Source organism: Pseudomonas sp. FSL L8-0168, assembly GCF_037976155.1.
Taxonomy (GTDB): Bacteria; Pseudomonadota; Gammaproteobacteria; order Pseudomonadales; family Pseudomonadaceae; genus Aquipseudomonas; species Aquipseudomonas paracarnis.
In genome coordinates, this window is the sequence record NZ_CP150262.1 from 2,913,391 (window position 1) to 2,936,614 (window position 23,224).

The window sequence follows — 23,224 nt, forward strand, 5'->3', positions numbered from 1 at the left end:
ACAGCACCTTCTCAACATGAACGGAGTTCAGCGCGTGTTTTTGATTTCCCGCCGCAGTCTGACAGTCATCGCCGCAACCCTGGCCCTCGCCGCCTGCCACACGCCCGTCAACGAACAGCCTCCGGCGCCAGAGCTGGGCTCGGGCTACCGCACCGACCTGAGCACCCGCCACGCCGAGCGCCATATGGCCGCCGCCGCCAACCCGCTGGCCGCTGAAGCCGGGCGTGAAATGCTGCGTCAAGGCGGTTCAGCCATTGATGCGGCGATTGCCATGCAAGCGGTATTGACCCTGGTGGAACCGCAGTCTTCCGGCATCGGCGGCGGTGCGTTCATCATGCTGTGGGATGGGCACAACGTGCAGGCTTATGACGGCCGCGAAACTGCGCCGGCCGGGGCCACGGAGCGTCTTTTCCTGAAGGCCGACGGTACGCCGATGGCGTTCACGGATGCGCAGATTGGCGGGCGCTCGGTGGGCACTCCAGGGGTATTGCGCGCCCTGGAGATGGCGCACCAAAAGAGCGGCCGCTTGCCATGGGCCAAGCTGTTTGAACCGGCGATTCGCCTGTCGGAGCAAGGCTTCGCCATTTCCCCACGCTTGCACAGCTTGATCGCGACTGACCGCTTTATCGCGCAATCGCCCGACATGGCGGCGTACTTCCTGAATGCCGATGGCTCGCCAAAAGCCACCGGCACGCTGTTGAAAAACCCGGCTCTGGCCGCGGTGTTCAAGCGCATCGCCAAGGAAGGGCCGGATGCGTTGTACCAAGGATCGATTGCCGATGAGATCGCACGCAAGGTGCAGGGTCATCGCAATGCCGGCAGCCTGTCCCAGGCTGATCTCAAGAGCTACACCGCCAAGCAACGCGCACCGCTGTGCACCGACTACAAACAATGGAAGGTCTGCGGCATGCCACCGCCGTCCTCGGGCGGGATTGCCGTGGCGCAGATCCTCGGGACACTGCAGGCGCTGGAAACCCGCACCCCGCGCCTGGCCATCGCCCCTATGACACCGGTCAAGAGTGCCTCGCCGGCCGGGCTTGAGCCGACACCCGAGGCCGTGCACCTGCTCGCCGAAGCCGGGCGCCTGGCCTTTGCCGACCGCGCGCTGTACGTGGCCGATGCAGACTTCACCCCCGTACCCGTCGCCGGCCTCGTCGCACCGAGTTACCTGGCGCAGCGCGCCACGCTGATCGGCGAACGCAGCATGGGCATCGCCAAGCCCGGCCAACCCGCCGGTATTCAGGTAGCGTATGCGCCAGACCGCTCGCCGCTGCGCATCTCCACCTCACAGGTGGTGGCAGTGGACGACCAGGGCGGCGCCGTGTCGATGACCACCACGGTTGAAGCAGCATTCGGCTCTCATGTGATGGTCCAGGGCTTTTTGCTCAACAACCAGATGACCGACTTCTCGTTCATCCCCGCAGAAAACGGCCAGCCTGTAGCCAACCGCGTACAACCGGGCAAACGCCCACGCTCGGCCATGGCGCCGACCTTGGTGTTCGACCGCAACTCGGGCGAACTGCTGGCTACCGTCGGCTCCCCCGGCGGCTCGCAGATCATCGAGTACGTGAGTAAATCCCTGGTGGCCATGCTCGACTGGAAGCTCGACCCGCAGGCGGCCATCAGCCTGCCCAACTTCGGCAGTCGCAATGGTGCTACCGAGTTGGAAGCTGGGCTGTTCAGCCCGGCGCTTAAACAGGCGCTCAAGGACAAGGGCCACGCCCTGAGCGAGATCGAGATGACCAGCGGCGTGCAGGCCATCGTGCGCACACGGGATGCCCAGGGTAAGGTGACGCTCAGTGGTGGCGCGGACCCTCGGCGTGAAGGTGAGGCGTTGGGTGATTAAGGTGTTGATCTATCCGTACAGGCTTATAAAAAAAGACCTGCACCCTTACGCCTTAAATCCTACGCGGAGCGCCAGAACTCAAAGTGCCATGTCATCTTTTGCGATAAAAACCTTCTTGAGCAGCCCCATCTCACCTGCGATTTTCTGGCCCGCCCTTTCTTGCCAGAGGCTACGTCAAAGACGTAGAATTTCGCGTGTTCACTCTCATAGAATCCCCTCTCTTCAGCAGGCAATGGCCTGACTATTGGACTGAAGATGAAAAAGGTATCTTCATGGCGTTTCTCGCCAGCCATCCTGATGCTGGAAATGTCATTCCGCGCTCGGGAGGTTGCCGAAAGATACGCTGGAGCATGGAGGGCCGGGGTAAAAGTGGATCAGTGCGGGTCACCTACACCACACAACTGGAGTGCGGAGCAGTCGTCGCGCTACTGATTTATGGCAAGAGCGCCACGGAGAATATTCCGGCACATATCCTGTACAAAATCGCAAAGGAAATGAACCATGCCACTCACTGATAAAGAACTGAAGGAACGTGACGCCAAACGCAATATAGGCGAAGAACTACTCACAGCCATTCAGGATGTCAAAGCGGGACGTTACGGTGCCGTGCAGCACGTTGAGGTCACTCAGGCTGCCGAAGCAAGAAGCAAGACAGGGCTCTCACAACCCAAATTTGCCGAGCTTCTGGGCGTGTCAGTAAGAACCCTTCAAGAATGGGAGCAAGGGCGTCGCGCACCTTCCGGAGCAGCACGTTCGCTACTGCATATTGCGGCCATAAGGCCGGACGTTTTTCGCGAAGTACTCAGTAACGCCTGATCGCGTTACTGCTTCGGGCCAATCACTGGCGGTTGATCTTCAAGCCCTTGCGCCCCGCATGCCGCTCCAGCGCCAGCTCGATCAACCGGCTCACCAGCTCGCTGTAGCTCATGCCCGCTGCCTGCCACAGCTTGGGGTACATGCTGATGCGGGTAAAACCGGGCAGTGAGTTGATCTCGTTGATCAGCACTTCGCCGTCCTGCGTCAGGAACACATCCACCCGCGCCAACCCGGCGCAGCCCAACACTTCAAACGCCTCAATGGCCAGGCTGCGGATCCGCTCGCTGGCGTCATGACTGATCGCCGCCGGCACCACTACCTGGGCGGCCTGGCCATCGATGTATTTGCTGTCGTAGGAATAGAAACCACTGCTCACCACGATCTCGCCACAACCGCTGGCGATGGGCTGGTCATTGCCCAGCACGGCGCATTCGATCTCACGGCCCTGGACGGCGGACTCCACCAGCACCTTCTCATCAAACCCCAACGCCAGTTCAACGGCAGCGCGGTACTCGGCTTCGCTGCCGACTTTGCTTACCCCCACCGACGAACCCTGGTTGGCGGGCTTGACGAACATCGGCACACCGAGCTTGCCAGCGGCCGTTTCAAAAGAGGTGCGCGCCGCATTAGCTCGCGTAAGGGTGATGAACGGCGTGACCGCAATGCCCGCGTCGCGCAGCAAGCGCTTGCTGATGTCTTTGTCCATGCACACCGCCGAGCCGAGCACGTCGGAACCGACGAAGGGCAAGTCCGCCATGCGCAGCAAGCCTTGCAGGCAACCGTCTTCACCGAGGGTGCCGTGGACAATCGGGAAGATCACGTCGATGTGTTCCAGCATGCCCTGCCCGGAAGTTTCCACCACTTGCTGGCTGGCCTTGCCGGGCACCACGGCCAATTCACGGTTGGACTGGTTGAGGGCGATGAGCGCCGGGTTTTCCTGGTTGAGCAGGAAGTTCGAGGTGTCATTAAGGTGCCAGTGACCGGCCTTGTCGATACCGATCAAAACCGGCTCGAAGCGTGAGCGATCAAGGGCATCGACAATGTTGCGCGCCGATTGCAGCGAGACCTCATGCTCAGCCGAACGCCCCCCAAAAATAATCCCTACCCGCACCTTGCTCATGACCCGGCCTCACTGTTGAAAGTAAGGCTTCTTACCATGGGTGGTCAGCGATTCGCTACCCGATGTGCATTGCCCAATACCTGCACAATCGTACAAGACCCCAGCAGACAACCGGTGCAGACTCAGTTAACGTGTTTCCACCTCCTTTTGTGACAAGTCACCATGGGCAACCCCATCCACTCCCTCGACTGGCTGCACCGCGCGCCCCACGCCAGTGGCCTTGACCGTATCGAGGCGTACTTTGCCGGCTTTGCCTTCGACCCTCATCGCCATGACACCTACGCCATCGGGCGCACGTTGTTCGGCGTACAGAGTTTTCATTATCGCGGCGGCACGACCCACAGCCTGCCTGGCACCACCATGGTGATCCACCCCGATGAAACCCATGACGGTCGCGCCGGCAGCGACGAAGGCTTCAAGTATCGGATGATTTATGTGGAACCGGCGCTGATCCAGCAGATCCTCGGTGGCCAGCCGTTGCCGTTTATCCCCGGCGGCTTGTCCACCGACCCACGGCTGCACCGCGCCAGCGAAGTGTTGCTGCAGAGCCTGGATTGCCCGATAGACCCGATGCAAGAACAAGACGCTATGTTCGACCTGGCCCACGCGCTGAGCGCTGCGTCCGGGGCCCTCATTCGCCCTAAATCCTTCGACTACGTCGCGGCCGAACGCGCCCGTGAATTCATCCACAGCGCCCTGGGCCGCAGCATCACCCTCGATGAAATTGCCGACCATGCCGGCCGCGACCGCTGGGCGTTATCGCGGGATTTTCGTCTGTTGTTCGGCACCAGCCCCTACCGCTACCTGACCATGCGCCGGCTGGACCTGGTGCGCCACTTATTGGCCCAGGGCCAATCGTTGGTGGATGCGGCGATGACCGCAGGCTTTACCGACCAAAGCCACATGACCCGCCAATTTCGCAGCACCTACGGCATGCCGCCATCGCGTTGGGTGAAAATGCTCGGACGCTGAGTACTGGGTTGGACTGTGGGAGCTGGCTTGCCTGCGATGCAGACACCGCGGTGTATCAGACATACCTTATTGATGCCATCGCAGGCAAGCCAGCTCCCACAGTTGGATGAGGTGGCGTTGCTGGCATTTGGTCATGGTTTGTAAAGGGCCAGCAAGCTGCGTCCCTTTAAATTGCAGGACGTTTCCGAGACAATCCCTGCCGCCTTGTGCCTGTTGGAATCGATGGCTAGTCTTCGGCCCGTCACTGCCTTTTCAGTGATCGGGTTTAGTCGCCCGGACTCTAATCAGGCGCATGGTCCTCCATGAGGTTTTATGGTGGCTGTGCGCAGGGCACCCTCGGGTGCGCCGGATTTTCCTGATTAGCCGGTCGACTAACCTGCGTACAGCCGCCACCCTTCGTTTAGTCGCGACTGGGCCGGCTTCTGCCTTAATCAGGAGTTACACCATGACCAAAGCACTTCCCGATCCACCCATGGATTGCCTAGTCGTCAATGAAGAACTCAGCTTCGAAGACGCTCAACTCTATATTTCCCATCTGATCAACAGCGCATCGGCCACGGTGTGGGACTGTTGCGATCACCTGCAACCCCACGACCGCGCCCGAATCCATGCCGCATGGCACTTGCTGGAGATGGCCAAGACCGTAGTAAACCGCACCCTCGAGTGCATGCCACGAACCTGAAGACACCATAAACCCCATGTGGGAGCTGGCTTGCCTGCGATGCAGACACCTCGGTACATCAGGTACACCAAGATGATGCCATCGCAGGCAAGCCAGCTCCCACAGTTGATCTTCGTGGCTTTGCGCCTCTGTCAGAGCTGGCGCCCGACAACCGGTTGACCAATGGCCAGGAAGTTTCCGCCCGCCACATGGTGCAACGTGCGCAGTTCATCATGCCCCTCAAAATGCCAGCGGCCCTCGCTGAATACCCGCTCATCAGCATAGGCCGCGACCACTTCGCCCAGGAACAGGTCATAGGCCTGCTGATTATGCGGCTCGGGCAGCAGGCGGCATTCCAGCCAAGCCACGCAGCCTTCCAGCATCGGCGCCCCGGTGTGCTCACCGCTGAAAGTGTGCAGGCCGTAGGCTGCGAATTTGTCGGTTTCAACGCCGCGGGTATTGCCCACCGTCTGCACCAGATCAGCCTGCACAACACAAGGCACCTGCAGCACAAAAGTGCCGGCGCCTTCCAGTAGTTGGCGGGTCCAGGTGGCCTTGTCGAGCACCACCGCGACTTTCGGTGGTTCGAAATCCAGCGGCATGGCCCAGGCAGCGGCCATGATATTGCGCTGGCCGTTGTGGGCTGCACTCACCAACACGGTCGGCCCGTGGTTGAGCAAACGGTAAGCCTTGGACAGTGGTACGGGGCGACGGAACGTAGGGCTCATGGTCGATCAGCTCTGCAAGCGAGAAAAGACCTACGATACCTCAAGCACAAGCCCGACAGGTCAGCTCGACAGCTGATTGGCAAACTGCCCGACCGCACTCACCACCTTTTGCGCACCGTCCTGAATCTCGACGATCACGGTACCCGCCTCCGCCGCCAGGGCCAGGCCCTGCTCGGCTTGCGCACGACCGTCGGCCATCAAGGCCACCGCGTCGCGGGCCATGTCCTGGTTCTGGCGCACCACACCGACAATTTCCTCGGTGGCTTTGCTGGTGCGTGACGCCAATTGCCGCACTTCATCGGCCACCACCGCAAAGCCCCGCCCCTGTTCACCGGCACGCGCCGCTTCGATGGCGGCGTTGAGCGCCAAAAGGTTGGTTTGCTCGGCAATGCCGCTGATGGTCTTGACGATGCTGCCGATCACTTGGGACTGGGCATTCAGCGCCTCGATACCTTCGCCGGCCTGCTGCATGTGCTGGGCCAGGTCGCGCATCACGTCCACGGCCTGGGTGACTACAGTGGTACCGCGCTGGGCGCTGTCGTCGGTTTGCAACGAGGTGCTGTAGGCAATATTGGCGGCCTCGGCCACCGCCTGCTCGCGGTTGACCTGGTCGGTAATGACCGTGGCGAACTTGACCACTTTGTACAACCGCTCATTGGCGTCCAGCACCGGGTTGTAGGTGGCCTCCAACCACACCAGGCGGCCGTGGCTGTCCACGCGTTTGAAGCGCGCGGCGACGAACTCACCGGCGTTCAGGCGCTTCCAGAACTGTTGGTATTCGGCACTGTTGTATTCCTGTGGTTCACAGAACATACGATGATGTTTGCCTTCGATCTGCGCCAGACTGTAACCCATGGCGCCGAGGAAGCGGTCATTGGCGGTGAGTACATGCCCCTCCAGATCGAACTCGATCAACGCAGTAGAACGCATCAGCGCGGTGATCAGGTTTTCATGTTCACGCGAACTCTCGATGGTGCGAGTAAGGTCGCTGGAGAACATCGAAAACTGCTTGATGCGCCCCTCAGAACTGCGCACCGGCTGCACGATTGAGCGCAACCAGGCTTCCTTGCCATTGCCGCGCATCAGGCGCACGGCGCCGGCAAAGTGTTCGCCGCGGGCCAGCGCGTGCTTGAAGCGCAGCTGGAACTCGTCCTGGCGCACGTGGGCCGGCACCAAGTCTTCGATCGCGCGCCCGACAATCTCGCCCAGCGAGTAAGCCAGCTCCTGCAGGAAGTTGGCATTGGCCCACTCCACACGGCCTTCAGGGTCCAGCGTCAGGCAGAGCATTTCGCTTTCCAGGCTCTCTTTCACCTGAAGCAAGCTCGACAATTCTTCGCGCAGAGCGGTCAGCTCCTGCTTCAGGCGGGTATTGAACATGGGGCACCGTTAGGCAAGTGAGGTGGGTGTACTCCCTTGCATCGGCGCTGCCGGGGTTTTCTGAAGAGCGCTTGAGCCCTGGGCCGAACTATATTTTCAACCGCCATTGTTACGGCATACGCCCATGACCTGATATTCCAGGGTATTGAGCTTGCCGCTGGAGTCTTCATAGGTCATGCGCGACGGCACGGCGTTGCACGAGCGGATCGGCGGCGTCACGTTGACGACCTTGGCAATGTCCAGGTCCATGCCATAGCGGTACGCCTGGACTTCGGGCACCGGCTTGCCTTTTTTGATGGCGTAGGCGGCCATGGCTTTCTCATTGCGCTCCATCATCAGGGCAAAGGTGCGATCCCCACCCCCTTCGGCCAGTGCGCCGAATGACAACACAGCCGTTAATACAGCCAAACCTGCTTTATAAAAGTTCATCGCGGTTTCCTCGACTGAAAAGTTCAGTGTCGAGATTAACCAACCCACCCTGACGCCAGGTTCACCAGAACATTACTTATTTGTTAGATGGCCGTTAGTTTCCAGAATTGTAATCTTCGCGCCATGCAGCTGTTATCCGTCGTTTGCAACTATCAGCCAGGGCCAGATCAATAAAAACGCCCGCCTCTATAAGAAGCCGATAACTGCCATCACCGAGGAGCGCATCATGAGCATTCGTCATTACACCCTTCCCTTTTCACTGATGGCTGCACTGCCCATGGCCGCCATGGCGGTGGAGGACAAGCCCGAGGGTTTTATCGAGGGCAGTCGCATCAACGTGCTGGCACGCAATTTCTACTTCAACCGCGATGACCGCAAAGGCCAGTCCAGCCCCACTGGCAATGGTTACTCCGAAGCCTGGGCCCAGGGCTTTATCGGCAAATTCGAATCCGGTTTTACCCAGGGCACCGTGGGTTTTGGCCTGGACGCGTTCGCCATGTACGGCCTGACGCTTGACTCGGGCAGCGGCCGCAGCGGCGGCAAAGGCTCGTTCGGCGTGCTGCCGGTGAACAGCGACAACCAGCCGGAAGACAGCTACAGCAAAATCGGCGGCGCGGCGAAACTGCGCGTGCTGGACACGGTGATCAAGGCCGGCGACGTGTTCCCACTCACCCCGGTGGTGGCCTACGGCGACTCTCGCCTGTTGCCCGAGAGCTTTCGCGGCGTCACCCTGCAAAACACCAGCGTGGAAGGCTTGAGCCTGCAAGGCGGGCGCCTGAGCGGCATGAGCCAGCCCAGTGAAAGCGGCATGAAAAAAGGCTTTGCCACCTTCTATGCAGGCAAGGTCGACTCGCCCTGGATCGCCTACTTCGGCGGTGACTACCAGCTCAACAGCCATCTGGGCTTTAGCCTGTACAGCAGCCGCTTGAAGGACGCCTGGGATCAGTACTACTTCGGCAGCAATGCCAATTACGCATTGACCGACGACGTGTCATTGTTCGGCGACTTCAACTACTACAAGGCCGTGGACGAAGGCCAGAAACGGCTCGGCGAGTTCGACAACAACATCTGGAGCGCCAGGCTCGGGGTCAAGGTCGGTGCCCACAGCCTGGCCGTGTCGCACCAGCGTAACAACGGAGACGATGACTTCGACTACCTGCGCCAGTCTGATTCGATCTTCCTCAACAACTCCATCCAGTACAGCGACTTCAACGCGCCCAAGGAGCGCTCATGGATGCTGCGCTACGACCTGGACATGCAGGCCTTCGGCATTCCCGGCCTGTCGTTCATGACCCGCTACGGCAAAGGCACCGGCGCCGACTATAGCAACGCCAATGCCGTGTATATGCGCCGCGATGCAGCGGGTAACCCCTTGACCGATCAACGCCGCTGGGAACGGGATATCGAGGCCAAGTACGTGGTGCAAAGTGGGCGTTTGAAAGATTTGTCCCTGCGCTTGCGCCAGGCCACCGTGCGCTCCAGTGCGTTCGAGTCAGACCTGGAAGAAGTTCGTCTGATTGCCGAATACCCATTGGTCGTGCTGTAGCCCTTACATTCGCTCGCGATTAACTAACATCTGCTCACAAATAGCCAGTTATCAAAATTGTAATATTGGCCTCAGCTTCTCGTTAAGTGGAACTTTCTATACTCGCTTCAACTTATTCACCCGAGCACATTCATCTCTGAAGCTTTTGTGTAGCTCCTTTGGAAAGAGATGAATTTTTAACGCCCCGCTTGGGGCGTTTTTTTTGCCTGCGGTGCGGTGCGACCGACGGTCGCAGTTGACCCTAGAGTTACTTCAGCCTTCAGACTTTTCCCACTTCCGAACCGCCGCCATAGGGACATGGGCGCCTTCTCTCCCCCTAATTCAAGAGGTAACCCCCATGCGTATTCTTGTGGTTGAAGACGAGCAGAAAACCGCCGACTACCTGCAACAGGGCCTGAACGAAAGTGGCTACGTGGTCGACTGCGCCGCCAATGGCGTCGACGGCCTGCACCTGGCAGGGCAACACGCCTATGAACTGGTGATTCTGGACGTCAACCTGCCGGGCAAGGATGGCTGGCAAGTACTGGAAGAATTGCGCCGCAACGGCACCCAGCGCGTGATGATGCTCACCGCCCGTGGCCGGCTGGCTGACAAGATCAAGGGCCTGGACATGGGCGCCGACGATTACCTGGTCAAGCCGTTCGAGTTTCCCGAACTGCTGGCCCGCGTGCGCACCCTGATGCGTCGCAGCGAGCACATTCCACAGCCGGAAGTGTTCCGCGTCTCGGACCTGGAACTGGACCCGCGCCGCCACCGCGCTTATCGCGGCACCCGGCGCATCGACCTGACCACCAAGGAGTTCGCCCTGTTGCAAGTGCTGATGCGCCAGGCCGGCGAAGTGCTGACCCGCACACAGATTATTTCCCTGGTCTGGGACATGAATTTCGACTGCGACACCAACGTGGTCGAAGTCTCCATCAGCCGCCTGCGCGCCAAGGTGGATGACCAGAGCGAGGTCAAGCTGATCCACACCATTCGCGGCGTGGGCTACGTGCTGGAAGCGCGCCCATGAAGACCGGCAGCCTGTCGATGCGCCTGGGCTTGACGGTCAGCCTGATGGGCGCGGGCCTGGTGTTGCTGCTGGCGACCCTGGCCTACCTGGCCCTCACCCATGAGCTGGAAAAACTCGCGCGCAAGAACCTGGAAAGCAAGATGGAACAGATCCAGCACAGCCTGGCCCTGGGCCTGGACGCCCATGCCATCCGCGCCCGCCCGCACTCGCTGATGGACCTGGTGATCGGCCACGACAATTTCCACCTGACCATCGTCGGTACCGCGCCCGATAACAGCGTGCTGCTGAACGTCGGCAGCAAGCCCCAGGAGCCACTGCTCACCGACTTCAAGCCACGGGAAACCCTGGGCTATCTCAATTGGGTCGACAGCTACGGCAACCAGATACTCAGTGCCTCCAGCTTGATGCGCCTGGCCAACGGTGAACGCGTGCGGGTGCTGCTGTCCCTGGACCGCATGGACGACCAGGCATTGCTCAGTGCCTACCTGCGCGCCACGCTGATTGCGTTGCCGCTACTGCTGATACTGATTGGCATGGGCGCCTGGTGGCTGGTGCAACGGGGCCTGGCACCGTTGAAGCAGTTCAGCCAGGTGGCGGCGAAAGTCACCACCCAAGACCTCACCCATCGCTTGTCTGTGGACAACCTGCCCCACGAACTGGGTGAACTGGCCCACGGCATCAACGTGATGCTCGACCGCCTGGACGCCGGGGTGCAGCAACTCTCGCAATTCTCCGATGACCTGGCCCACGAACTGCGCGCGCCCTTGACCAACCTGATGGGCAAGGCCCAGTTGACCCTGTCGCGCCAGCGCCCGCCGCAGGAATACAAGGCGGTGCTGGAATCCAACACCGAAGAGCTCGAACGCCTGGCGCGGATTGTCAGCGACATGCTGTTTCTGGCGCAGGTCAGCCACCCGGCGGCCCGGGCCTCATTCACCGAGGTGTCCCTGGCGCAGGAAGCCCAGCGGGTGATGGAGTTGTTTGCCCTGAGTGCCGAAGACAAACACATCACCCTGAGCCTGCGCGGCGATGCCTGGGTGACGGGCGATCGGCTGATGATCCAGCGGGCGATTTCCAACTTGCTCTCCAATGCCATTCGCCACACACCCGAGGCCTCTACCGTGTTGCTGTTGGTGGAGACCTACGAGCAGAGCGTATCGCTGTCGGTGGGCAACCCGGGGCGAGGCATTGAAGCGCACCACCTGCCGCACCTGTTCGAACGTTTCTACCGCGCCGACAGCAGCCGTACCCGTGCCGAGGGCGGCACCGGGCTGGGGCTGGCCATCGTGAAATCGATCATGCATTTGCATCAGGGGCATGCTCATGTCACCAGCCAGCCTGGGCGTTTTACGCGGTTCAGCCTGGTGTTTCCCCAGGCTCTGGAAGCACCGTTGGCCCCCTGTGGGAGCGGGCTTGCCCGCGAAGGCGGTGTATCCGTCAGTAAAGGTATCGACTGACCCGGCGCATCCGCGAGCAAGCCCGCTCCCCCAGGGGGGTTGCGGCGTTTTCACGGTTGTCAGGCGGTCTCTTCATCGCGGCGATGAGCCCATTGGTACAACGCCGGCAGCACCAGCAAGGTCAGCAAGGTCGAAGAAATAATCCCGCCAATCACCACTGTCGCCAATGGGCGCTGCACTTCGGCACCGGTGCCGGTGGCGAGCGCCATGGGGATAAACCCCAGGGACGCCACCAGCGCGGTCATCAGCACCGGGCGCAGACGGGTCAACGCGCCTTCGTGGATCGCCACCGATAATGAGCGACCTTCCTCGCGCAGGTTTCGGATGAAGGCGATCATCACCAGGCCATTAAGCACCGCAACGCCCGACAAGGCGATAAAGCCCACCCCCGCTGAAATCGACAACGGAATATCGCGCAGCCACAGCGCCATGATCCCGCCGGTGAGCGCGAATGGGATGCCGGTAAACACCAGCAGACCGTCCTTGAGGTTGTTGAACATCATGAACAGCAACCCGAACACCAACAGCAAGGCCACCGGCACCACGATGCGCAAGCGTTCAGAAGCCTCCTTCAACTGTTCGAACTGGCCGCCCCAGGTGGTCCAGTAACCGGCAGGGACTTTCACCTGGGTGGTGATGGCGGCTTCGGCCTCCTCGACAAACGAGCCGATATCGCGCCCGCGCACGTTGGCGCTGACGATCACCAGGCGCTTGCCGTTCTCGCGGCTGATCTGGTTGGGGCCCAGCACCAGGTCGAGGCTGGCAACCTGGGACAAGGCGATAAAGCCCAACTGCCCCGAGGTACTACTCGCCAGCGCCGGCACCGGGATCAACAGGCGTGACAAGCCGTCGATATCGGTGCGCAACGTATCGGACAAGCGCACCACCATATCAAAACGCCGATCACCCTCGTACAGCGTACCGGCCTGGCGCCCACCGACCGCGACGGCGATGGTGTCCTGCACATCACCTACATTCAGGCCAAAGCGAGCGGCCTTGTCGCGGTCGATATTGATGGTCAGCACCGGCAGGCCGGAGGTCTGTTCCACCTTCACTTCCGAGGCGCCGTTGAGCTTCTGCAAGGTCTCGGCGATTTCCCCGGCAGTCTGGTTGAGCACCGCCATATCATCGCCAAACACCTTCACCGCCACATCGCTGCGCACTCCGGAAATCAGCTCATTGAAACGCAACTGGATCGGCTGCGACAGCTCATACACGCTGCCCGGCACAATCGCGCTGGCCCGTTGGATGTCTGCGATAATTGCCTCGCGGGACTTCTTCGGGTTCGGCCATTGGTCCTTGGGTTTGAGCATCACGTAGCTGTCGGAAATATTCGGCGGCATCGGGTCGGAGGCGATTTCCGCCGTACCGGTGCGCGCAAACACCCGCTCGATTTCCGGCACTTGGGCCAGTAAGGTTTTTTCCAGTTGCTGCTGCATCTGCACTGATTGGGTCAGGCTGGTGCCAGGCACACGCAGCGCCTGTTGGGCAAAGTCGCCTTCGCTGAGGCTGGGGATAAATTCACTGCCCATGCGGCTGGCAACCAGACCCGAGACGACGATGGTGAGTGCGGCCAGGCCGAACACCAAGGGCCGACGCACCATCACCCAGTTGAGCACCGGGTCATACACCCGGCGTGCACTGCGCATCACAATGTTTTCTTCTTCCTTGACCTTGCCGGTGACAAACAACGCAATCGCCGCCGGTACGAAGGTCACCGACAGAATCATCGCGCCGAGCAAGGCAATCACCACCGTGAAGGCCATGGGGTGGAACATCTTCCCGGCCACGCCCGTGAGGGCGAAGATCGGCAGGTACACCACCATGATGATCAACTGCCCGAAGATCAGCGCGCGTCGCGCCTCCTTGGCCGCGGCGAACACTTCGTGCAGGCGTTCACTGCGGGTCAGCAACCGGCCATGACGGTGTTGCGCATGAGCCAGACGGCGGATGGCGTTCTCGACGATCACCACCGCACCGTCAACGATAATGCCGAAGTCCAGCGCGCCCAGGCTCATCAGGTTGGCGCTGACTTTGTTGGTGAACATGCCGGTGAAGGTGAACAGCATCGCCAGCGGAATCACCATCGCCGTGATCAGCGCTGCACGGATATTACCCAAGAACAGGAACAACACCGCCACCACCAGCAACGCACCTTCGAAGAGGTTTTTCTTCACCGTGGCGATGGCTTTTTCCACCAGGTTGGTGCGGTCGTAGACGGTGACGGCCACCACACCTTCGGGCAGCGAGCGGTTGATCTCCTCAAGCTTTTTCGCCACCGCCTGGGACACGCTGCGGCTGTTCTCGCCGATCAACATGAACACCGTGCCCAGCACCACCTCACGGCCGTTTTCGGTGGCAGCGCCGGTACGCAGCTCACGACCAATGTCGACCTGGGCCACATTGCGCACGCGGATCGGCGTGCCGTCCGAGGTGGTGATGACAATGTTGGCGATGTCGTCGATAGACGCCACCTGGCCCGGCGCGCGGATCAACAACTGTTCGCCGCTGCGCTCGATGTAACCGGCGCCGACGTTGGCATTGTTGCGCTCCAGCGCCGTGACCAGATCGTTGAGCGTCAGGTTGTAGGCGGCCAGGCGCTTGAGGTCTGGCGCAATCTGGTATTCCTTGGCGAAGCCGCCGATGGTATTGATCTCGGCCACGCCTGGCACGTTGCGCAGCTGCGGTTTGATGATCCAATCCTGGATCACCCGCAGGTCGGTGGGGGTGTAAGGCGTACCGTCCTCTTTGCGCACACCGTCCTCGGCTTCGACGGTCCATAGGAAAATTTCCCCCAGGCCAGTGGAAATCGGCCCCATCGCAGTTTCGATGCCGTCGGGCAATTGCTCGCGCGCCACTTGCAGACGCTCGTTGACCAGTTGGCGGGCAAAGAACAGGTCGGTGCCGTCCTTGAAAATCACCGTGACCTGGGACAAACCGGAACGCGACAGCGAACGCGTCTGCTGCAGGCCCGGCAGGCCGGCCATGGCCGTCTCGATGGGAAAGGTAATGCGCTGCTCGGTTTCCAGCGGCGAAAAACCGGCCGCCGCCGAGTTGATCTGCACCTGTACGTTGGTGATGTCAGGCACTGCGTCGATGGGCAGTTTCTGATAGCTGGCGATGCCGACACCGGCCATCAACAGCACCGCCAGCAACACGATGATGCGCTGCTCGATGGCGAATTGGATAAGGCGCTCAAACATGGGGAATCACTCGCAGGATCAATGGGCGTGTTCGGCCGAGCCTTTGCCCAGTTCGGACTTGAGGATGAAGCTGCCAGCCGTCGCCACCTGCGCGCCGGCCTCCAGGCCTTTACGCACTTCGACGTAGCCGTTTTCACTGACGCCCAGTTCAAGATGGCGGGTGATAAAGCCGTCCGCCGTGCGCACAAACACCGAGGGTTTGTCCTCGACGGTCTGGATAGCGGTTTGCGGCACGGTCACCTTGGCCTGGTAGGTATCGGTGGCCACTTGCACGGCCACGAACAAGCCCGGGCGCCAGGCGTCGTCAGGGTTGGGGACCGTCACCCGCACGGTAGCGGTGCGCGTCTGCTCACCGAGCAAGTTGCCCACATAGGCCACGGTACCCAGCACTTCGGTGCCCATTTCCGTCGAGCTGACTTTCACCGGTTTGCCCACGCGAACCTTGTTCAAGTCTTTGGGAAATACGCCGAAGGTGACCCACACCTGGGACAGGTCCGAGAGGGTGAAGGCATTGCTGGTTTCACTGACCACCTCGCCCACCCCCAGGTGTTTTTCCACCACCACACCGGCGAAGGGCGCACGCAGTTCATAACGATTGCCGCCGGCCAATACGGCGCTGCCGCTGAGGGCGGTCATCTTTTGCCGCGCATTGTTCAGGGCGATTTCGGCTTCTTGCAGGGTCTGCCGCGCCAGCAGGTAATCCTGTTCGGCAGAGATTTTGTCCTGCCACAACTGACGCTCGCGCTGGAAGGTGGTACGCGCCAGTTCGACCCGGCGCTCACTGGCGGCCAATTCGCTGCGCTGGTCGGAAATCTGCTGGCTGGCGATCACCGCCAACAGTTCGCCCTTCTTCACCGACTGGCCCAGGTTGACCTTCACCGCCTCCACCACGCCCGCCGCACGGGGCACGATGTGGGAGGTACGGTCTTCATCAAAACGCACCTCGCCCGGCAGCGTCAGCACGGTGCTGATGGCGCGCGGTTGCGCCTGGGCCAACTGGATGCCGGCGGCTTGAATCTGCTGCTCGGTGAGTTCGAGCTTGCCTTCTTCTTCCTCGGCGTGGGCGAAGCCCGACAGCATCAGGCCCAGGGCGACGGCGAGCGCCATGCCATGTTTTTTGTTCATCAGGAGACTCCAGGAAAAATCAAAAGCGGGCGAGGTCGCCGTAAATGCGTTCGATGCGTACCCAGGCCTCGGTGGCCTGGGCGGTGGCAGCAAGGTATTGGGTACGGGCCGCGATCAAGGTGCGCTGGGCGTCGAGCACGTCGAGGAAGTTGAACTTGCCCATCTCGAAGCCACGGGTGGCGCTGTCTACCGCACTTTGTGCGGCGGGCAGGATCTGCTGGTTGAACGCGCGCACTTCGGTGTTCGCGGTTTGCCACAGGTCCAGGGCCTGGCGGGTTTCGGTGCGCAGGCGCAGTTCGGCGGCGTTGCGCAGGTCGCGGGCCTGGTCGGCGCGTCGAGTGGCCGCGAGGATGTTGCCCTGGTTGCGGTTGAACAACGGGATCGGCATCGACACGCCCACCAGGTTCACCCGTTCGCGCACGCTGGCGTCGTATTGGCTGCCGATGGACACGTCCAGGTCCGGAATGCGCTGGGCTTTTTCCAGGCCCACGCTGGCTTCGTTCTGCACAATGTTGAGTTCGGCCAGGCGCAATTCGGCGGTCTGCTCAAGGCGTGCCAACAATGGCGCGGCGGCGGGTAACGCCGGTACGGAAGTGCTTGGCGTGGCGACGACCTGGAAGTCGGTGGCGGCGCTGCCGGTGCTGGTGGCCAGACGACGGTAGGCGTCAGTGAGGCCGATCTGTGCGCGGTTCAATTCCAGACGGATTTGCGACACCTGCACCTGGGCGCGAGTGGCTTCCACGGGTGACGACTTGCCAGCAGTGACGCGCCCGTTGGCGACCACCAGGCCGCGTTCGGCAAGCGTCATGGAGCGTTGCGCCAGGTCGAGGCGTTCCTGGGCACGCAGGGCGCCGTAGTAGCTGTCGATGACCTCGGCGCGCAACAAGTTGCGACGCTGCTCCAGGGTCAGCGCGGCGGCATCCTGGGCGCGGGTGGCCACTTCGATACGCGCACCGCGCTTGCCGCCCAGTTCCAGGGTCTGGCTGAGTTTGATGCTGGTGGTGCGGCTGTTGCGGCGGGTGTCTTCGGCGTCCCAGGAGGCCACCGGATTGGGGATCAAGCCGGCCTGTTGGCGGCCGCCTTCGGCGATGTCGATTTCCCATTGTGCGGCCGCCAGGTCCGGGTTGTTGGCGAAGGCGGTTTGCAAGGCAGCATCGAGGGTGAGGGGTTGTGTCTGGGCGGCGTTTGCGGATATCCACACTACCAATGCCGCCGCCCCCAACAGTGTTCTAACAAAAATTGCCATAACGAGAGTTCCACGCCCATGAAGTCGCTGAGGTTTCCCAGCGGGGGCAATGTAGCTTTCGGTACTTATCAGGGCCGTGGGCGAAAGATTACAAATCCGTTAGCCAGGCTCAGGCATGCACTTCGTCGTGATCGTCATGTTGAAAACCCTCGCCCTCGACCTGGATCGTGGCGTGGGAAATATCGAACTGTTCGTGCAGTAACTCCGTCACTCGGCTGAGGATCTGTTGCTCAGTGCCCTGGGACGCATCCGCGACCAGATGCGTACTCAGCACGTTCTTGCCACTGGTGAGGGCCCAGATATGCAGGTCGTGCACGTCCCTGACCCCCGGCACGCTGCGGATGGCCTGCTCCACCTGCTCGATGTCCACACCCTCCGGCACACCTTGCAGCAGGATGTTCATGCTCGCCTTGAGCAACGTCCAGGTGCGCGGCAATACCCAAAAGCCGATGGCGGCCGCGACCACGGAGTCAACCCAACCCCAGCCGGTGAACATGATCACCAGCGCGGCAATGATCACGCCGACGGAGCCCAGCATGTCGCTCCAGACTTCCAGATAGGCTCCCTTGACGTTGAGGCTCTCGCCGCTGGCGGCGCTGAGCAGACGCATGGAGATCAGGTTGACCACCAGCCCCAGCAGCGCAATCACCAGCATGCCGGTGGACTGGATCTCGGCGGGCGCCTGCAGCCGCTGGTAAGCCTCGTACAAGATGTAGAACGCCACGGCAAACAGCAGTAATGCGTTGAAGGCGGCCGCCAGGATCTCGAAGCGCGCATAACCGAAGGTGCGCTTGCGGTCTGCCGGGCGCTTGGCGACCTGGATCGCCACCAAGGAAATCGCCAGGGCCAGGGCGTCGGTCATCATGTGCGCCGCATCGGACAACAACGCCAGGCTGCCGGTGACAAAGGCACCGATGACTTCGGCCAGCATGAAACTGCCGGTCAGCCCCAGGGCGATCCATAACTTGCGTTCGTGGCCGGCGCGTACTTGGGCGTGGCTGTGTCCTGCGCTCATGAAATGTCCTCGTGGGTTGGGATGGGGCGGATCATAGAGCTATAGGCCAGTTCCACTGGCATGGTTTGCAAAATTGTCATCTGAGCGCCAGAGCGTCGTTAGCTTCGGGCGCACCAAAATCGTTCATGCACGCGTTGGGGGAGCGCTATCAGGTATGCTTTTCAGGCTGAAACAAAAAGAAACATATTAGCCAACCTGCTCGATAAGGAGTCCCGTCTTGGAGTTATCGACTGCCGCGTGGATGGTTCACGACACCCGCCTCATGCTCTGCGTGCTGTTGGCGATCGCCAGCATCATTGTGCTAATCAGCGCGACCAAACTGCCGCCATTCCTGTCGATTTTGATCGGCACCTTTATCGCCGGGGTCGGCGCCGGCCTGCCGCCGGAAGAAGTGGCAAAGGCGTTCAGTAAAGGCGCCGGGGCGATTCTCGGCGAAGCCGGGATCATCATTGCCCTGGGTGCGATGCTCGGCGCGCTGATGGCCGAATCCGGCGCGGCCGACCGTATTGCCACCACGTTGCTCGGGCTGGGCAAAGGCAAGTCATTGCCCTGGGTGATGGCGTTGGTTGCCATGGTGATCGGCCTGCCGCTGTTCTTCGAAGTGGGCCTGGTGATGATGGTGCCGATCATCTTTGTGATGGCCAAGCGTTCAAACCAGCCATTGCTGAAAATCGCCATCCCTGCGCTGGCGGGCATGACCACCCTGCATGCCTTGATGCCGCCGCATCCGGGGCCGCTAATCGCCGTGGGCGCATTGCACGCCGACCTGGGCCTGACCATGTTGCTGGGCTTTTGCCTGGCGGTGCCGGCCGTGATCCTGGCCGGGCCGCTGTATGGCAACTGGCTGTCCAAGCGCCTGCACGTGGATGAACCGGCGGATATCGGCGCCTTGTTCAGCGCACCGCCCAAGGCCCCGCGCCAGCCGAGCTTCGGTGTGTCATTGCTGATCATTCTGTTGCCGGTGATCCTGATGCTCGGCAGCACCTTGGCCAAAGTCGCGTTGGCGCCGGAAAGCACCCTCGCCCTGACCTTGAAATTCCTCGGTGAACCGCTGGTCGCCCTCGGCCTGGCCGTAATCGCCGCGGTCGTCTGCCTGGGTTGGGCGGCGGGCATGCCACGCGCCGACGTCGGCAACACCCTGCGCAAAGCCCTGGCGCCTATCGCCGTACTGCTGCTGACCATCGGCGCCGGCGGCGGCCTCAAGCAAACCCTGCTGGACGCCGGCGTCAGCCAGACCATCAGCAAAGTCGCCGAAGGCGCGCACATGCCCTACTTGCTGCTGGCCTGGCTGATTGCCGTGGCCCTGCGCCAGGCCACCGGTTCGGCCACCGTGGCCACCACCACGACCGCCGGCATCCTCGCGCCGATGATGGCCGGGTTGGCGGCGACTCAAAGCTCATTGGTCGCCCTGGCCATCGGCGCCGGCTCGGTGTTCTTCTGCCACGTCAACGACGCCGGATTCTGGATGGTGCGTGAGTACTTTGGCTTGCAGTTGAAGCAGACAATCTGGGTGTGGTCGGTGCTGCAGACGATTGTTTCGGTGGTTGGGTTGGCGGGTACCTTGTTGCTCTGGCACTTCCTGACCTGACCCTCAGGCGGCCAAGGTGTGGCGCTTGCCAAACAGCGCCACACTCGCTACCCCAACCGCCCCCATCACTACGCAATACCCCACGCAGATCCACGGGCTGGTTGGCATCAGCGCGATCAACAACAACGGTGTAGTACTTGCCCAGAGTGCGTAGGCAATGTTGTAGGTGAAGGAAATGCCCGACACCCGCACCTGCGCCGGAAACAGCCCGACCATCACCGACGGCACCGCGCCCACCACGCCGCAACTCAGGCCCGCCACGGCATACGCCGCGCCGAGCCACACGCCGCCGGCGATCAGGCTGGCGTACAGCAGCGCAATGCCCACCGGCAGCAACAGGCTGTAGACCAATACCGCGCGCCACGCGCCGATGCGGTCCACCAGCAGGCCGGCGAGGACGCAGCCGATATTCAGGAAGACGATGCCCAGGGCACTCAGAGCGAAGGTATGGCTGGGGCTCATGCCGAAGGTTTTCTGCATCATGGTCGGGGTGATGACCACCAGCACCACCACGGCAGACGTCAGCACGCAGGTGAGGATCATCGCCGGCAGCAGCACGGCGCGATGGTCGCGCAGCACGGTGCGCAAGGGCATTTCGGCAGCGGCCTGGCGACGCGCCTGCATCTCTAGGAATACCGGGGTCTCGCTGAGCCAGCGGCGCAGCCATACGCCGATCACGCCGAATACCCCGCCGAGCAGGAAGGGGAAGCGCCAGGCGTAGTCGAGGATCTCGGCGGGGGTGAAGACTTGCGCGAGCAAAGTGGCGGTCAGTGCCCCCAGCAGGTAACCGAAGGTCAGGCCGGCCTGCAAAAAACCCAAGGCATAGCCACGATGGTGACGCGGCGCGTGCTCGGCGACGAAGGTCCAGGCGCTGGGCACTTCGCCGCCCACCGCTGCGCCTTGCAGCACGCGCAGCGCCAGCAAGATCAGCGGGGCGAAATAGCCGATTTGCGCATAGGTCGGCATGACGCCGATCAGCAGGCAGGGCAAGGCCATCATGAGAATGCTCAGGCTGAAGACGCGCTTGCGTCCCAGGTGGTCGGCAAAGTGCGCCATCAGGATGCCGCCCAATGGACGGGCGAGGTAGCCGGTGACGAAAATGCCGAAGCTTTGCAACAGGCGCAGCCACTCGGGCATTTCCGGCGGGAAGAACAGTTGGCTGAGGGTCAGCGCAAAGAACACGAAGATAATGAAGTCGTAAATTTCCAGGGCGCCGCCGAGGGCGGCCAGGCCCAGGGTTTTGTAGTCGGAGCGGGAAAAACGCTGCGCCCGTGGGGAAAAGGTGGCAGTCATGTGCAGGCTCGGCAGACAAACAAAATGGCGTGCAGGTTATGAGCTGAGCCCATTGATGGCAATCGTGACGGATATATTTGTTTTACTCATTGATCGTTGAAGATAACAACATTCCCAAATCAATGGCCGTAGAGGAACATGCCGTAAAACTGCCAAACCCCATAATAACTACAAGAGGAAAGACTCGTGGCCGATGCTATCGAAGACAGCCGCTATGCCCGATTTGCCCTGCGTTGCTCCAACTTCGCCGAGCGCTGGTTTCCTGACTCCTGGGTGTTTGCCGCCCTCGCCGTGATTATCGTCGCCGTCGCGACCCTGGGCATGGGCGCCGCACCGGCCGAAGCGGCCAAGGCATTTGGCGATGGGTTCTGGAGCCTGATCCCGTTCACCATGCAGATGGCCTTTGTGGTGATCGGCGGTTACGTGGTCGCCAGCTCACCACCCGCAGTGAAGTTGATCGACCGCCTGGCGCGCATTCCCAAGAATGGCCGTTCGGCCGTGGCCTGGGTAGCGTTGATTTCCATGGTGGCTTCATTGCTTAACTGGGGCCTGTCCCTGGTGTTCGGCGGTTTGCTGGTGCGGGCATTGGCCCGGCGCACGGACTTGCGCATGGACTACCGTGCCGCTGGCGCTGCAGCGTACCTGGGCCTGGGGGCCGTATGGGCGCTGGGGCTGTCGTCGTCGGCCGCGCAGTTGCAGGCCAACCCGGCCAGCTTGCCGCCGTCGATCCTGTCGATCACTGGGATGATCCCGTTCACCGAGACCATTTTTTTGTGGCAATCCGGCGTGCTGTTGCTGGCGCTGATCGTAGTGTCGCTGATCATCGCCTACGCCACCGCGCCTGGCCCCAACAGCGCCCGGGATGCCAAGGCCTGCGGCATTGACCCGGCCTTCAACCTGCCCAAGCCGCAGGCGCCGACGCGCCCCGGTGAATGGCTGGAACACAGCCCGTTGCTGACGATTCTGCTGGCGTTGCTGGCGGCCGGCTGGCTGTTCCATGAGTTCTCGACCAAGCCGGCGATCAGCGCCATCTCGGGGCTCAATACCTATAACTTCCTGTTCATCATGGTGGGCGCGCTGCTGCACTGGCGCCCACGCAGCTTCCTCGATGCCGTGGCCCGTGCGGTGCCGACCACCACCGGGGTGCTGATCCAGTTCCCGCTGTACGGTTCGATCGCCGCGCTGATGACGGTAGTCAAGGGCGGCGACGGCCAGACCCTGGCGCACCACATCTCGACGTTCTTCACCTCCATCGCCTCACACGACACCTACGCCCTGCTGATGGGTGTGTACTCGGCAGTGCTGGGCTTCTTCATCCCCTCGGGTGGCGGCAAGTGGATCATCGAAGCGCCGTATGTGATGCAAGTGGCCAATGACCTGCAATACCACCTGGGCTGGGCGGTGCAGATCTACAACGCCGCCGAGGCGCTGCCGAACTTGATCAACCCGTTTTATATGTTGCCGTTGCTGGGTGTGCTGGGCCTGAAGGCGCGGGATTTGATCGGGTTTTCGTTTGTGCAGTTGCTGGTGCATACGCCGCTGGTGTTGTTTTTGCTGTGGGCGTTGGGGACGACGCTGAAGTATTTGCCGCCTGTGATGCCTTAAAAGGGGTCGGTGCGGGCTTGCTCGAGAATGCGGAGTGTCAGTCAGCGGATTCATTAACTGATCCATCGCATTCGCGAGCAAGCCCGCTCCCACAGTTTGTTTTGTAGCGCTCTTAAACCTGTCTTTGTTCCGTCACATTCCGTTGCTACCGTCCTGCGAAATATCTTGCAACATCTCGCCAAGGA

19 protein-coding genes are annotated in these 23,224 nt (G+C 61.4%); 10 read left to right on the plus strand and 9 right to left on the minus strand.

Annotation, left to right across the window (positions count from 1 at the left end; genetic code table 11):
- Nucleotides 1-16: 16 nt before the first annotated feature.
- The 3 genes from ggt (at nt 17) to MHH62_RS12965 (ending at nt 2,662) form a co-directional block, all read left to right on the plus strand.
- Entirely contained in the window at nt 17-1,846 is a 1,830-nt protein-coding gene (gene ggt / locus MHH62_RS12955; protein WP_339233015.1) for a gamma-glutamyltransferase, read from the plus strand.
- A 272-nt stretch (nt 1,847-2,118) separates the two neighbouring features.
- Nucleotides 2,119-2,361, plus strand: coding sequence for a hypothetical protein (locus tag MHH62_RS12960; RefSeq protein WP_239688367.1), 243 nt, complete (start codon nt 2,119-2,121; stop codon nt 2,359-2,361).
- Entirely contained in the window at nt 2,348-2,662 is a 315-nt protein-coding gene (locus MHH62_RS12965) for a helix-turn-helix domain-containing protein (protein WP_019817027.1), read from the plus strand. The genes MHH62_RS12960 and MHH62_RS12965 overlap by 14 nt, the downstream gene beginning before the upstream one ends.
- A 22-nt stretch (nt 2,663-2,684) precedes the next feature.
- On the opposite strand, the gene ddlA is transcribed toward MHH62_RS12965, so the two are convergent.
- Nucleotides 2,685-3,782, minus strand: a complete 1,098-nt coding sequence (gene ddlA, locus MHH62_RS12970; protein ID WP_020301445.1) for a D-alanine--D-alanine ligase — start codon at nt 3,780-3,782, stop codon at nt 2,685-2,687.
- A gap of 162 nt (nt 3,783-3,944) precedes the next feature.
- Between ddlA and MHH62_RS12975 the strand changes: the two genes are divergently transcribed.
- Both MHH62_RS12975 and MHH62_RS12980 read left to right on the plus strand, forming a co-directional pair.
- Nucleotides 3,945-4,754 (plus strand): AraC family transcriptional regulator, encoded by an 810-nt coding sequence (locus MHH62_RS12975; protein WP_060766646.1) that lies wholly within the window; start codon nt 3,945-3,947, stop codon nt 4,752-4,754.
- A 445-nt stretch (nt 4,755-5,199) separates the two neighbouring features.
- A complete protein-coding gene (locus MHH62_RS12980; protein ID WP_050587211.1) occupies nt 5,200-5,436 on the plus strand; it encodes a hypothetical protein in 237 nt (78 codons plus the stop codon).
- A gap of 131 nt (nt 5,437-5,567) precedes the next feature.
- Here MHH62_RS12980 and MHH62_RS12985 read toward each other — a convergent pair whose 3' ends face one another.
- The 3 genes from MHH62_RS12985 to MHH62_RS12995 all read right to left on the minus strand — a co-directional run bounded on the left by MHH62_RS12985 (nt 5,568) and on the right by MHH62_RS12995 (nt 7,949).
- Nucleotides 5,568-6,143 (minus strand): flavin reductase family protein, encoded by a 576-nt coding sequence (locus MHH62_RS12985; protein WP_032902213.1) that lies wholly within the window; start codon nt 6,141-6,143, stop codon nt 5,568-5,570.
- A gap of 60 nt (nt 6,144-6,203) precedes the next feature.
- A complete protein-coding gene (locus MHH62_RS12990) occupies nt 6,204-7,520 on the minus strand; it encodes a PAS domain-containing methyl-accepting chemotaxis protein (RefSeq protein ID WP_014716800.1) in 1,317 nt (438 codons plus the stop codon).
- A 96-nt stretch (nt 7,521-7,616) separates the two neighbouring features.
- On the minus strand, nt 7,617-7,949 hold the full coding sequence (locus MHH62_RS12995) for a DUF2790 domain-containing protein (protein WP_014716799.1): 333 nt from the start codon (nt 7,947-7,949) through the stop codon (nt 7,617-7,619).
- 226 nt (nt 7,950-8,175) lie between these two features.
- On the opposite strand from MHH62_RS12995, the gene MHH62_RS13000 reads away from it, so the two are divergent.
- The 3 genes from MHH62_RS13000 to MHH62_RS13010 all read left to right on the plus strand — a co-directional run bounded on the left by MHH62_RS13000 (nt 8,176) and on the right by MHH62_RS13010 (nt 11,964).
- Entirely contained in the window at nt 8,176-9,495 is a 1,320-nt protein-coding gene (locus MHH62_RS13000) for an OprD family porin (protein ID WP_339233016.1), read from the plus strand.
- 337 nt (nt 9,496-9,832) lie between these two features.
- Nucleotides 9,833-10,507 carry a heavy metal response regulator transcription factor gene (locus MHH62_RS13005; protein WP_014716797.1) on the plus strand — a complete coding sequence of 225 codons (675 nt, stop codon included), beginning with the start codon at nt 9,833-9,835 and terminating at the stop codon, nt 10,505-10,507.
- Nucleotides 10,504-11,964: a heavy metal sensor histidine kinase gene (locus MHH62_RS13010; RefSeq protein ID WP_122299625.1), complete on the plus strand. Its 1,461-nt coding sequence runs from the start codon at nt 10,504-10,506 to the stop codon at nt 11,962-11,964. The genes MHH62_RS13005 and MHH62_RS13010 overlap by 4 nt, the downstream gene beginning before the upstream one ends.
- A 59-nt stretch (nt 11,965-12,023) precedes the next feature.
- Here MHH62_RS13010 and MHH62_RS13015 read toward each other — a convergent pair whose 3' ends face one another.
- The 4 genes from MHH62_RS13015 to MHH62_RS13030 form a co-directional block, all read right to left on the minus strand.
- Nucleotides 12,024-15,167 (minus strand): CusA/CzcA family heavy metal efflux RND transporter, encoded by a 3,144-nt coding sequence (locus MHH62_RS13015; protein WP_032902210.1) that lies wholly within the window; start codon nt 15,165-15,167, stop codon nt 12,024-12,026.
- Nucleotides 15,168-15,185: 18 nt separating this feature from the next.
- Nucleotides 15,186-16,292, minus strand: coding sequence for an efflux RND transporter periplasmic adaptor subunit (locus MHH62_RS13020; protein WP_098949645.1), 1,107 nt, complete (start codon nt 16,290-16,292; stop codon nt 15,186-15,188).
- A 19-nt stretch (nt 16,293-16,311) separates the two neighbouring features.
- Nucleotides 16,312-17,538 carry a TolC family protein gene (locus MHH62_RS13025; protein ID WP_014716793.1) on the minus strand — a complete coding sequence of 409 codons (1,227 nt, stop codon included), beginning with the start codon at nt 17,536-17,538 and terminating at the stop codon, nt 16,312-16,314.
- 109 nt (nt 17,539-17,647) lie between these two features.
- Nucleotides 17,648-18,553 (minus strand): cation diffusion facilitator family transporter, encoded by a 906-nt coding sequence (locus MHH62_RS13030; protein WP_014716792.1) that lies wholly within the window; start codon nt 18,551-18,553, stop codon nt 17,648-17,650.
- A 217-nt stretch (nt 18,554-18,770) separates the two neighbouring features.
- Here MHH62_RS13030 and MHH62_RS13035 point away from each other — a divergent pair, with 217 nt between their 5' ends.
- Nucleotides 18,771-20,141 (plus strand): gluconate:H+ symporter, encoded by a 1,371-nt coding sequence (locus MHH62_RS13035; RefSeq protein WP_014716791.1) that lies wholly within the window; start codon nt 18,771-18,773, stop codon nt 20,139-20,141.
- Nucleotides 20,142-20,144: 3 nt separating this feature from the next.
- Here the strand turns inward: MHH62_RS13035 and MHH62_RS13040 are convergent, their stop codons facing one another.
- Entirely contained in the window at nt 20,145-21,434 is a 1,290-nt protein-coding gene (locus MHH62_RS13040; RefSeq protein WP_020301437.1) for an MFS transporter, read from the minus strand.
- Between the two features lie 186 nt (nt 21,435-21,620).
- Here MHH62_RS13040 and MHH62_RS13045 point away from each other — a divergent pair, with 186 nt between their 5' ends.
- Nucleotides 21,621-23,039 carry a TIGR00366 family protein gene (locus MHH62_RS13045; protein WP_003188294.1) on the plus strand — a complete coding sequence of 473 codons (1,419 nt, stop codon included), beginning with the start codon at nt 21,621-21,623 and terminating at the stop codon, nt 23,037-23,039.
- Nucleotides 23,040-23,224 lie beyond the last annotated feature (185 nt).